Origin of the sequence: Tatumella sp. UBA2305 (assembly GCF_002345795.1) — a bacterium.
GTDB classification, from domain to species: domain Bacteria; phylum Pseudomonadota; class Gammaproteobacteria; order Enterobacterales; family Enterobacteriaceae; genus Tatumella; species Tatumella morbirosei.
This window is the reverse complement of the sequence record NZ_DDVT01000015.1, coordinates 772,123-782,882: the sequence shown is the minus strand read 5'-3', so window position 1 is coordinate 782,882 and position 10,760 is coordinate 772,123. Positions and strand designations below refer to the sequence as shown.

The following is a 10,760-nucleotide window of genomic DNA, read 5'->3' as shown; positions in this document are numbered from 1 at the left end:
GGTTTTTAGGGGGGATTACCCTAGAGTTGGGAGTTACCTCTCAGTTTGTCCGCTTAGTGCCAGAAGCGGACGTTCTAAAAGCAATGATGAGTTGAACAGTGAGGAAAATCTCTCCCTTTATAAGTGCCCATATATCGATTATTCCGCCGCGAAAAAATCTTCCTAGCGGAATATTAAATACAATATAAGCGTGCACAAAGTAATTACGGCTCTATTGAAAAATCGAAACTACCAGGTCGATTCACCGCATTTTTCATTTTCACATGTTGATATTCAGGAAAAGATAAAATATTTTTTATTGTTTCTTTGTCACTTTGGGGTGTTCTGACTCCAAAAATAACTTCCTGCAAGGCTTGCGGAGAAAATGGAAAAAGCCCATGTTTATTTCTAACAAGACGGTGCTCTTCTTCATATTCCCATTTGGATGACTTAATTAGCAAGTTACCTTCCATTAAAACACGAATTTGCTTTGTGTAGAACTTATCCCCCATTTCGGCAGGAAAACTCGAGTTCGGATTCCAAGGTTGAACAAAAGTCCCTAACTCTTCAATAAGATCCTCGAATATTTCTTGATAAACTGGAGTATCTCTATATTTTATATCACCCGATTTAAACACACTTTCGTCTAACATCAATGATTCATCAAACCCTAAGCAAATTCCTTTGTGAGAATCACCATAATGCGACCAGAGAAGTGCGTCTCGTTCATTTTTTGACGCAGAGAAAACTCCAAGACTTTGGATAAATTCACCAAGTAATACGTTTAATTTTAGATTATTGCCTTCATTGTCTTTGTGGTGATCATTAAGTATGTGTAATAAAAAGGCTTTTCTATTATAATCTTCGCTCAGATTCCTGTTGTATTTTTCAACAATCTTTTGGTATTCTGATTCTATATCAATAGAACAGTCTAGAGGATCGTTCAAATCAGCAGGAGGTGAAAAGTAGATTTTCCTGTTAATTAGTAACTCTAGTGTTCTTTGATTTATCGCTCTATATTTATAAATCATCATGCTTCACATTAGCCTCTAGATCTGTGCTGCCACACTTTCATTACTATCCTATCCTTTTTTACTAATCTAGCCCTATATAGCAAATCCATTAATATTATGCTTACTGCAAATGAAAACTTAGATTTTTGGCTTTGCATAACATCATTTGGGCCAAGCCAAGGTAACTTATCCAATGAATTTTTTATGTTTTGGCTTTCAAAAGAAACATCCATCCATCCATGTCCAAACTCATTTCTAATCTTCCTAATCAAATTAATTTCATTAAATTCGTGATCCATTATTAACCCTAAGGCATGTGCCGCTTTAAGTCGTGCCGAAAATGTTCCTAATGGAGCGTTGAAACCAGAAATTAATTGCTTAGCTGAGCTGTTAGAAATTAGCCAGCTTTCAATTATTTCCTGTAGAATTTCATCCAACATTGAGGCAGCAAGAAGAGCAGCCCCACGATCAGATTCTTTATTAAATTCCTTTAAGAAGAGCCCTAACTTTTCAACTTCTGGTGTTATTTTTTTTTACCCATTAAATTAACCTTTGGCAAGGGGTGGCCATACTTAAATACTGAGAAGCGGTTCCAGCTCTGAAAATCCAAAATAATTTTTCAAGTCTAAGTTTTGTTTAACCTATTGCTTTTAAAGCAATTTGACAATTCTATTCTGGAAGTTGCTAATTATATAATAAGCAATAATACTGAAATATTCCATTGGAATATCGTGTTAGAGAGGTTGTAGCCAGCGCAGTAAAAGCGCCAAATCTTGATGAGAAGAGTGTCCTTCAGTTAAGTTTTGGAATGACCGCTGTTCGCTCATAGCGGACTGCCGTATCATAAGCACCTCACCCCTACCACCCAATCTTTCCCCGGTCATCATTATATCTTTCGGTTATTTTTTGGGATTTGTGTCCCAACAGTTTTGCGTATCCAGTCCCTGTGCACTGTACAGACGTTCAGACAGGGAACGCTGTTCATGGAAAGTTGGCGCGGTGCCTTCTGTCCAGGTGATACCGCAGCGGTTCCTGGCTTTTTTAAAGGTGGTTGTAATCGCGTTGGCCGACACTCTGGCGCCACGGGTGGCTTGAGAGGTGGTGTGACGGAAATGGACCAGGTACTTACTCAGTACGGCATCCCGGCATTCGGCAACTACCTGCCGCAGAAATGCCTACAAATATTTTCTTGTTTAATCCCGACCGGATTAATCATACAACCAGCGGCCAGCCTTTGCTGATTCGATCAGCATACGGATAGTGAAATCCGGGACAGGTATTGGCGGAGATTTCCTGAAGGGATTCCAGGATAAAGGTGCAGAGGGGTAGTAAGTTTCAATTTTGAAATTTCCCCGCTCGACATTGAACTCCCTGAAGAAGTCATTCATCAGATCGTCAACTTCAGTCTCGTCAATACTTAGATCGGTATCCAGATCAGAGTCAGGTTTCAGCTCTACCTTTTTTAGATTAAACAGATAGATGCCGGCATAAGGCCTTACCAGCTCATAAACTCTGTGCTCAATATTTTTGTCCTCTTGCGTCCCTGCTGGATTATTCATATAACCAACGTCCCGCTCTGGCTGACTCAGCGAACATTCTAACTGTGAGCGGCCTTTTTAATTGTTTTACAGGTCTTTTCGTAAACCAACTGCGAAAGAACCACGGGATAATCCAGGGCACATATTGATCTATGTGTAGTGATGAAATATCAGTATTAAATTCTACTGAGTATTTATCAATAGTCGGTGCAAGGTCGTCAATTTCTGCATACTCCTGAAGAATACTATCTAAACTGAGCGTAACAGGTTTCAGTAACAGTGATTTAACTACAGGTAACTCAGTCCGAAAAAAACTCAGAACTTCTTCATCAGTCACCATATCCGGTCATTTCCCCTGGCAATACGATTGTAATTTGCTGTGGCCTTGAAAATAATAATGGCGATGTCCGAAGCTACGATAACCCATCCAAGTACAGGAACTGTACGACCGACAAATGCACCAAGATTGTTAACAAATTTGGGCTTTAACGTTCGAAAACTCGCGTTGGTCAAAGTCGGAAGGCGAAAAGGGAGTTCAATGTTAATGTATTGCCTGGCCATTTTTGACGCAACAGAAGTTCCTTTTGTTGCCCCTGCAAATTTTCCTCTTGTGGGAAGTGTTGGTTGGCCGAGTATTATACCGGCTGCTGCCGCAACATCAGAGATTCCAAGGTGAGTATGTATCGCGTCAAGAAATATCCAGAAATAAAGCTCACCTGCTGAAAGGTTAGGGATGCCATGATAAAAATAAGTTCCATTGAGTTGTTCAACCGTATCCATATGATCTCCTTATCTTCAAACGTTCAGCTTTACCCTACAATAATCCCGCAGCTTGTCACATAGGAATTTTTCCAACATTTTTCTTCCCCAAAACGAAAGATAACTATCTGTAATTAAAAGCATGATTGAGTGTGTTTTTTCCGCTTAAATACAGCACGTAATTTAATTTTAATTTATTGTAATTCAGATAATTAACACAATATTGCAAGAGCGATGCTGCGTCATATGGGCTGGACCGAAGCGGCCGACCTGATTGTTAAGGGAATGAAAGTTGCCATCGCCGCTAAAACCGTTACTTATGACTTCGAACGTCTGATGGACGGCGCTAAGCTGCTGAACTCTTAAGAGTTTGGTGATACGATTACCGCTAATATGTAATTACCTGTAACGATGGTTACAACCTTTTTGTAATGTCATAAAGGTGATGCTGAGAAGAGTAATATTATTGTATTTACTTGCACTCTGGCTCTGGATAAATGGGGTGACAGGAAAACGATGTTCAGAAATCTTTCTATTATATAGCCCTGGTTCTGCTAACACCGGGTCTCAGTTTTAGCATTTAGCAAAGCCTTTCGTTAGGGGTATTGTGAGGTGCGGATTTATACTGACAGATATCGATGGATGTATACTGATGGCAGTGATATAAGAGTAATCTCCATCACTTCAAAAAGGATTTTATTGTGGGATTTAATAAATTAATCACACCTCAGATAATTACAATATTATATGCCTTGACTCTGGTATTATCCTTAATTGGCGCATTTATTAATCTGTCTAAAGGTAAAATGAGCGAAGCCATTGTTTTACTGGTCATCGCTGTTTTTAGCAGGGTGTTCTTTGAATGTGTTATCGTTAACTTTAAAAATAACGAATACCTTAAGCGGATAGCTGAGGCACTTGAAAAACGACAGCTATAGTGATTTCAGATAAATATACCCTGTGAGAGGCTATTGCTGTTTCGGACTTTTCACTTGTCACGGACTGCACCTTATACCTGAATAATCCAGTGAGTAAGGTTTAAGGTGCAGTGTTAACTGGCGAAGATAAAATACTCCTCCGAAAAGTTACTCGTTATGGTCAGCCAATATCTTTCAGGTCGTGACAGGACACAATGAACTGGAAAATCGGTTGCCGTCGAAATAACTCCTGCCCGGTGCCGGATCAAAGCATCGCTGATGCTATAGTCCAGGCAGAAAACGTTCCCTTTTTACCAGATAGTTAAATCAGACAAACGGTCGGGAAATTAACTCCAGCCCGGATAGTACCAGGAACAGAAGAAAGCACTGCCGGAAGCGCCCGGCGCTGATACGTGCCCGAACCTTCTGTCCGATCCACATTCCGGTCAGCGCTGGCAACAGGGATAAAAAGGACAATGAGAACTGCCCGACTCTGAAAACATCATTCAGATAAAGTCCGGTGGCCAGCGCCAGGGTCGAAACGGTAAATGACAAACCAAGTGCCTGCACCAGTTCATCTTTACTGAAACGAAGCGACTGAAGAAAGGGAACAGCCGGCATCACAAACACCCCAGTGGCTCCGGTGATTATTCCGGTGATACCCCCAATGACCGGCGCCAGCCATTTTTCCCGGGTCTGTGAAATGGTGAACGAGGGTGAGATTAGCGCAAATATTGCGTAAATAATCAGAGCGCCCCCCAGGCTAAATGCAGACCAGGAAGGATTCATCCGGGATATCAGGGAAGACGCAGCCACCGTAGCCACCACAATCAGCAGCATCATCAGCCACAAACGCCGGAAAACCAGCCTCACTGACGGTCCTGAAAACAACTGCAGTAGGTTAGTGACAAAAGAAGGAACAACCAGCAGTGCTGCCGCGACAGGAAGAGGTAAAAATAGTCCCAGCAGACCCATCGCCACCGTGGGCAAGCCCATTCCGGTCACACCTTTAACAAAGCCGGCGAGCATAAAGATAAGCAGTAGATAGAGATACCGTTGTTCGTCCACGAAATCTGTCCTGATAAAAGAGGTTAAGTGATTCAAGCATCTCTGCTCAGAGTGGACAATCTGGTTTTAGTGCACCATGCTTCGGATATTCCGAAGAGTCAGGTGATTTCGTATGAGACTGGATCTTTCCGATTTAACACTGGTCGTCTGTATCGCTGATGCGGGGAGCATTACCGGGGGCGCTCAATCTGCCAGCCTGGCGGTGGCTTCGGCCAGTGAGAGACTGAAAAGTATCGAACAAGATAGCGGGGCAAAACTATTCTTTCGACATCCCAGGGGAGTCAGCCTGACGGAGGCGGGTGAGATACTGGTCGGCCATGCACGCGAACTCCTTGCCGGACACCAGCGGCTTAAAACCGAACTTGATGCTTATCTCAAAGGTGCCAGAGGGAAGATCCGGTTATATGCCAACACTTCGGCAATGGCCAGTTTTCTGCCGGGCAGGCTGGCCGGCTGGCTGTCAGAACATCCCGATGTGACCATTGAACTGGAAGAGCGGACCAGTGAAGATATTATTAACAGCATCAGCAGGGGTATCGCAGAGGCCGGTCTGGTCTCGGATGCGGTCAATGCCGGTGAACTTATGCTCGATCCCATAGCAGATGACAGGCTTGCCCTTATCCTGCCTGCGACTCATCCATTGAGATTCAGGGATAATGTCACTCTGCAGGACGTAATCAGTGAGCCCTTTATTGGCCTTTACCCGGGGAGTGCGCTACAGGACCACGTCAGTGATCATGCTCGCAGGCTGGGTCATTCATTGTTTTATCGCATCAGAATGAGCAGCTTTGAAGGAGTTTGTGAGATGGTCAGCAGTGGGACGGGGGTTGCTGTCATTCCTGTTTCTCTAGCAGAACGCTTCAGAAAAAAATTTAACTACCATACTTTGCCGTTAAACGACCCATGGGCACGGCGACGGATCTGTCTTTGCTATAAAACAGCGGAATCACTGAGCCCGGGCATGGCAGGGTTAATCGACTTTCTCAGAACAGATAATTTATAAAATGTCAGAGGGTACCCGGCTCAGCAGGTACAGCCGGGTCATACATACCCTCTTTAGGATATCAGTTTTCCGAATCAAATCCTGCTATACAACGATATCCTTTTAGCCGCTAAACAGACCGCGGGTTAATCAATTCCGGGATGTTCCGCATTGCGAGCCCGGTAAGCCAGTTTGTTTTGCAGCATGATCACCATGAAAGGAAAAACACCGGCGGATAATGTACTGACAATCAATAACCGGTTCAGATGTTGTCCTGTTATTTGCGCGTCAGGAAGCAACAAAGAAGACAGTAAGAAGGCGAGGGTAGTGAACAGGAACATTAGGGTGGTCTGTAGTGATGAAAAACCGGCGCGTTGTTGATTATCAGGATAGCGAACTATCAATGCCGAAGCGACAACCAGCCGGCTATAAGAGGCTGCAAGAAATAAGCTGATAAATAACAATGCACTGTCGGAACCCGTTGCAGGAATCAGTAAACTGGCGGCAAATAACAGCGTTGACCCGATTGCCAGAGTCAAGGCAGAGACACGCGAGGTCAGGATACCGGTCATTTTGGTTGACAGATAACCGACAATTCCTCCGGTGAGGAACAAGCCGGGTAACTGCTGTTGCTGCGCTCCCATAAACTGCATCAGTAATGGAGTCAGAACAGGAATAATCAGCATCGGGCTGAACTGGACCACTGCCGTACAGGAGGCGAAAACGAGGGTCTGTGTATCCATTGCAATCTTGTTCCGGCTGCCAGACGGAGGTGTATCGCCGGGTACGATAAAAATGATTAAAGGTAAACAAAACAGACAAAGTACACTGACTGACCACAGAGCAATATGCCAGCCGTAGTGAGTGCACAAAAATAACACCGCTGGCATTCCGGCAATACTGACCATCGGAAACGAGGCAATGACAGTAGCCAGGACTTTGCCACGTAAATTATCTGGAGCGCAGTTGATAAGAATACTGATCCCTACTCCCATCGTAGTGCCACCCACAACACCTGCGAAAAATCGTAGTGCCAGCAAAGTGCCAAAATGCGTTGTGAGTGTGGCGCAATAAGTGACTGCTGCCAGTAACAACATATTCATCAGCAGGAATTGTTTTTTATTAACCCGGTCAATCTGGTAAAAAGCAGCGATGCCGGAAAGGACGGCTCCCAGGGTGTAGAGTCCGGAGGCATAACCGGAAAAGGAGACAGGCACTGAAAACGTGTCTGCCATAAAAGCAAAAACCGGTGTTGAAGCCATGTACTCCAGTGCATTAGCGAACTGGATAAAAGCTATAACCATGGCCAGTCGCATTATCGCTTTATAATCCATTGTTTCTGTAAGCAGGGGCATAACAGTTAACCTGTGAGTGAAAGTGGGCTAAGTCTAACTGCTATCGTCGATGATGTTTATATGCTAAAAATGGTGCATATTGTTATCAAACCCGGGATAATTGATGCGTCCTGTACTTGAATTTAACAGCCTTAACGTGTTTATTGCGGTTGCTGAAAAAGAAAGTTTTGTAGGTGCAGCAAAATTCCTCGAAATGCCGACCTCGAATGTCAGTCGTTGTATTTCTCAGTTAGAAGAAAAGCTCAATCTTCAGCTGATTGAGCGCAGTACCCGACATATGAAACTTACCCAGGCCGGCCAGTTGCTGTATAGCCGGGCGGTACCCTTACTGGAGACTCTGGAGCAGACTGAGACAGAACTGACAATGCGCCAATTGCAACTCAGAGGGCCGCTACGTCTGTGTATCCCCAATGAATTAGGTCCCGCATTGCTCGGTTCGGTGATCGCTGACTTTGCGTGTCAGTACCCTGAACTGGAGATAAGCTGTGTCACAAATCTCTCAGGGTTAGAATCCCTGCGGGATGACCTGGATTTAGCCATCATTGTGACTCGCGGCCAGTTAGATAACAGTGACTATATCGCCCGCCATCTGCTGACTATTCCCTGCACTATTGTGGCAGCGCCTTCCGTCATTCAGCGTTATGGTACTCCGTCTGATATCCGGCAGTTCGAACAATTACCCTGTATCTCTACGGTCACTGCTCTGCAAGGTGCCGCCTGGCAGTTTGTGGATAAAAAAGGGAGATTTGAGACCATCAGGGTGAGGGGACATTATCGGGTCAACAGTGGAGAGATGGCAGGGCGGGCTGCACTGGCAGGTGTCGGTTTTGCAATTTTATCTAAACAAGCCTGCCAACCCTATATCGACGATGGACAGTTAACTGAGATTCAGTTTCAACAGAAGGCGGCTCCTTTGCAGTTATTGGCACTCTATTCAGACCGTCGTTTTCTGCCGGCTAAAATCAGAACGCTGATTGATTTTATCCATAAGCAACTAAACCCGCCGCCGTTAACCCCCTGAAGTCACTGGATTTCGTAACGCAGTGTCGGGTTTCGTTATTTAATGCTGTATTTCCGGAAGCTTTCCCCTGCAATATTCTGCAGGGGAAGCAACGTTCTCAGCCCTGGCGCCCGGTTGCCTCAGTGGCATCATGAAATGTCGGAAAATCAGTATAGCCATGGGCATCACCACCAAAAAAAGTCTCGCGCTGGTAGTGGGTCAGTGGATGACTGTGGCGGATTCGATCAGGCAGATCCGGGTTCGATGTGAACAGGCGGCCGAAAGCAATCAGGTCAGCATCGCCACTTTGCAGCATTTTCTCCGCATCCTCCGGTTTGAATCCTCCGGCAGCGATAATCGTACCCGGGTAATAAGGTCGGAGATCGTGACTGGCAACCGGCTCCGCATAATGGTCTGTCGATTTATCTTCCGGTCCTACAATCCGTGGCTCAATAATATGCAGGTAGGCCAGCGGATAAGCGCTCAGTTGGCTTACCAGGTAACGGAAGATGGCTTGCGGATTACTATCATGCATATCACCGTAAATACCGCTGGGTGAAATACGAACGGCCACCCGGCCGGGGCCCCATTCTCCGATCAGTACCTCAACAGATTCCAGCAGGAAGCGGGCACGATTCTCCGGGCTACCGCCATAGTTATCGGTACGCAGATTACTGCCATCCAGCAGGAATTGCTCAGGCAGGTAACCATTCGCGGCATGCAGTTCAACACCATCAAAGCCGGCGGCTTTCGCCCGTTTAGCCGCCTGACGCAATTCATTCATCAGTAGTGGAATTTCGGTGGTTTCCAGTGCCCGTGGTTGTGGAAATAATTTTCCTTCATAACCCCCTTGTGCATTTCTCACCACACCGTAGGTTTCTTTGGCAATCAAAGCGGAAGGTGCTACAGGCTGTTGTCCTCCGGACAGTTCAGGTAGTGACTGCCGGCCCGGATGCCAGAGTTGCAAAATAATCTGACTGCCACGGGCATGAACAGCATCGGTCAGTCGTTTCCATCCGGCCTGTTGTTGGTCGGTAAATATACCGGGGGCGTCCTGATAAGCATTAGCGTAAGGCGATATCGCTGTCGCTTCAGCAATCAACAGTCCACCCTTGCTGGCCCGCTGACGGTAGTACTCCGTCATCAGTTCTCCCGGCACTCCTCCCGGTTCCGTTCTCATTCGGGTGGCAGGGGCCATGACGACGCGGTGTTCGAGTTGCAATTTACCGGCACCGGCTGCCGACAGTAATTTTTTCATCATTAATACTCCGTAACTGTGGGGAATGTCAGTGCGGATCCCCTGTGAATGTTGGGTCCCGGGTCATTTAACCGTTTCAGGATTCTTGCTGTGCCATATTGCGGGCAACCTGGGCCGCACTGATCCCTTCCAGTGCGAGGCCATAGCCAATACCTTCCTCCAGTAAGCGTTTCATTCGTTGTGTCAGTGCGATGCGGGTATAGCGCGAGGTGAGTGGTGGCAGGGCAGCAATCCCGTCTGCAATTTCATGGGCTCGTGCCAGCAGTTTGTCTGCAGGAACAATTTCATTAACCACTCCCCATTGTCTGGCGGTTTCTGCATCCAGTTGCTGACGGGTCAGCAGAAAATAACGGCCACGAACAGAGCCAATCACCTCCGGCCACAGGATATGGACACCATCGCCTGGTACTATCCCGAACTCAAAGTGAGGTTTGTCCTGAAATACGGTTTCCGGCGTTGCCAGTATGATATCGGTCAGCAGAGCATATTCGCTGTGCAACAGCACCGGGCCATTGAGCGCGGTGATCATGGGCACTTCAATATCAAGAATATTGCTAAGAACCTTTCTCCCTTCCCGCAGGATCTTGTCGAATCCGGAGGGGGTGAAAAAATCGAAACCCTCAGGGCTAATGGCATCCATAAAAGCATCGCCGGAACCGGTCAGGATCACTGCACGGTTATCACGATCCTCCCCAATGGCATGGAACAACTCAACGAACTGTTCGTGGGTATGGCCGTCGAACACCAGTTTTTCACCGTCAGTGTGAAATTTAACTTCCAGGACTCCGTTTTCTTTTCGGGTCAGACGGGCGTTAGCGAAGACGCTACGGTAGTTTTCAAATGCTGACATGGCAATATTCCTTAAGTCGTCCGGGCCGGAGTGCCCGAGGG

General features: G+C 46.1%; 12 protein-coding genes and 2 pseudogenes. 4 read left to right on the top strand and 10 right to left on the bottom strand.

The genetic code is table 11. The features are described 5' to 3' along the window. Nucleotides 1-203: 203 nt before the first annotated feature. The 6 genes and pseudogenes from B3Z23_RS10080 to B3Z23_RS10055 all read right to left on the bottom strand — a co-directional run bounded on the left by B3Z23_RS10080 (nt 204) and on the right by B3Z23_RS10055 (nt 3,310). Nucleotides 204-1,013, bottom strand: coding sequence for a DUF2971 domain-containing protein (locus tag B3Z23_RS10080; protein ID WP_294907617.1), 810 nt, complete (start codon nt 1,011-1,013; stop codon nt 204-206). A gap of 8 nt (nt 1,014-1,021) precedes the next feature. Then, nucleotides 1,022-1,432 (bottom strand): MltR family transcriptional regulator, encoded by a 411-nt coding sequence (locus tag B3Z23_RS10075; protein ID WP_294907614.1) that lies wholly within the window; start codon nt 1,430-1,432, stop codon nt 1,022-1,024. Between the two features lie 418 nt (nt 1,433-1,850). Beyond that, a pseudogene (locus B3Z23_RS10070) lies at nt 1,851-2,161 on the bottom strand (tyrosine-type recombinase/integrase); the annotation flags it as partial. A 39-nt stretch (nt 2,162-2,200) separates the two neighbouring features. Beyond that, nucleotides 2,201-2,551 carry a DUF1493 family protein gene (locus tag B3Z23_RS10065; RefSeq protein WP_294907612.1) on the bottom strand — a complete coding sequence of 117 codons (351 nt, stop codon included), beginning with the start codon at nt 2,549-2,551 and terminating at the stop codon, nt 2,201-2,203. Continuing rightward, nucleotides 2,544-2,870, bottom strand: coding sequence for a DUF1493 family protein (locus tag B3Z23_RS10060; RefSeq protein WP_294907609.1), 327 nt, complete (start codon nt 2,868-2,870; stop codon nt 2,544-2,546). Before B3Z23_RS10060 ends, B3Z23_RS10065 begins: the two co-directional genes overlap by 8 nt. Beyond that, a complete protein-coding gene (locus tag B3Z23_RS10055) occupies nt 2,864-3,310 on the bottom strand; it encodes an STM2901 family protein (protein ID WP_294907606.1) in 447 nt (148 codons plus the stop codon). Before B3Z23_RS10055 ends, B3Z23_RS10060 begins: the two co-directional genes overlap by 7 nt. 204 nt (nt 3,311-3,514) lie before the next feature. On the opposite strand from B3Z23_RS10055, the pseudogene B3Z23_RS10050 reads away from it, so the two are divergent. Beyond that, nucleotides 3,515-3,655 (top strand): annotated as a pseudogene (locus B3Z23_RS10050) (NADP-dependent isocitrate dehydrogenase); the annotation flags it as partial. A gap of 335 nt (nt 3,656-3,990) precedes the next feature. Next, nucleotides 3,991-4,227 (top strand): DUF4282 domain-containing protein, encoded by a 237-nt coding sequence (locus tag B3Z23_RS10045; RefSeq protein ID WP_294907603.1) that lies wholly within the window; start codon nt 3,991-3,993, stop codon nt 4,225-4,227. 306 nt (nt 4,228-4,533) lie between these two features. Here the strand turns inward: B3Z23_RS10045 and B3Z23_RS10040 are convergent, their stop codons facing one another. Then, the gene (locus B3Z23_RS10040; RefSeq protein ID WP_294907727.1) at nt 4,534-5,235 is read right to left on the bottom strand and encodes a sulfite exporter TauE/SafE family protein; all 702 of its coding nucleotides are present in this window, start codon (nt 5,233-5,235) and stop codon (nt 4,534-4,536) included. A 151-nt stretch (nt 5,236-5,386) separates the two neighbouring features. Between B3Z23_RS10040 and B3Z23_RS10035 the strand changes: the two genes are divergently transcribed. Further along, nucleotides 5,387-6,277, top strand: coding sequence for a LysR substrate-binding domain-containing protein (locus B3Z23_RS10035; protein WP_294907600.1), 891 nt, complete (start codon nt 5,387-5,389; stop codon nt 6,275-6,277). A 125-nt stretch (nt 6,278-6,402) separates the two neighbouring features. Here B3Z23_RS10035 and B3Z23_RS10030 read toward each other — a convergent pair whose 3' ends face one another. Next, nucleotides 6,403-7,611, bottom strand: a complete 1,209-nt coding sequence (locus B3Z23_RS10030; protein WP_294907597.1) for an MFS transporter — start codon at nt 7,609-7,611, stop codon at nt 6,403-6,405. Nucleotides 7,612-7,714: 103 nt separating this feature from the next. Here B3Z23_RS10030 and B3Z23_RS10025 point away from each other — a divergent pair, with 103 nt between their 5' ends. Continuing rightward, nucleotides 7,715-8,632, top strand: a complete 918-nt coding sequence (locus B3Z23_RS10025; protein WP_294907595.1) for a LysR family transcriptional regulator — start codon at nt 7,715-7,717, stop codon at nt 8,630-8,632. A 97-nt stretch (nt 8,633-8,729) separates the two neighbouring features. On the opposite strand, the gene B3Z23_RS10020 is transcribed toward B3Z23_RS10025, so the two are convergent. Beyond that, complete coding sequence (locus B3Z23_RS10020) at nt 8,730-9,872, bottom strand: alkene reductase (protein ID WP_294907592.1); 1,143 nt, start codon at nt 9,870-9,872, stop codon at nt 8,730-8,732. Between the two features lie 73 nt (nt 9,873-9,945). Next, the gene (locus B3Z23_RS10015) at nt 9,946-10,719 is read right to left on the bottom strand and encodes an enoyl-CoA hydratase/isomerase family protein (protein WP_294907589.1); all 774 of its coding nucleotides are present in this window, start codon (nt 10,717-10,719) and stop codon (nt 9,946-9,948) included. Between the last annotated feature and the right edge of the window lie 41 nt (nt 10,720-10,760).

Coding starts and splice junctions, on each gene's coding strand:
- B3Z23_RS10080 (WP_294907617.1), bottom strand. CDS start 1,013: ATGATGATTTATAAATATAGAGCGATAAATCAAAGAACACTAGAGTTA.
- B3Z23_RS10075 (WP_294907614.1), bottom strand. CDS start 1,432: ATGTTGGATGAAATTCTACAGGAAATAATTGAAAGCTGGCTAATTTCT.
- B3Z23_RS10065 (WP_294907612.1), bottom strand. CDS start 2,551: ATGAATAATCCAGCAGGGACGCAAGAGGACAAAAATATTGAGCACAGA.
- B3Z23_RS10060 (WP_294907609.1), bottom strand. CDS start 2,870: ATGGTGACTGATGAAGAAGTTCTGAGTTTTTTTCGGACTGAGTTACCT.
- B3Z23_RS10055 (WP_294907606.1), bottom strand. CDS start 3,310: ATGGATACGGTTGAACAACTCAATGGAACTTATTTTTATCATGGCATC.
- B3Z23_RS10040 (WP_294907727.1), bottom strand. CDS start 5,235: ATGCTCGCCGGCTTTGTTAAAGGTGTGACCGGAATGGGCTTGCCCACG.
- B3Z23_RS10035 (WP_294907600.1), top strand. CDS start 5,387: ATGAGACTGGATCTTTCCGATTTAACACTGGTCGTCTGTATCGCTGAT.
- B3Z23_RS10030 (WP_294907597.1), bottom strand. CDS start 7,611: ATGCCCCTGCTTACAGAAACAATGGATTATAAAGCGATAATGCGACTG.
- B3Z23_RS10025 (WP_294907595.1), top strand. CDS start 7,715: ATGCGTCCTGTACTTGAATTTAACAGCCTTAACGTGTTTATTGCGGTT.
- B3Z23_RS10020 (WP_294907592.1), bottom strand. CDS start 9,872: ATGATGAAAAAATTACTGTCGGCAGCCGGTGCCGGTAAATTGCAACTC.
- B3Z23_RS10015 (WP_294907589.1), bottom strand. CDS start 10,719: ATGTCAGCATTTGAAAACTACCGTAGCGTCTTCGCTAACGCCCGTCTG.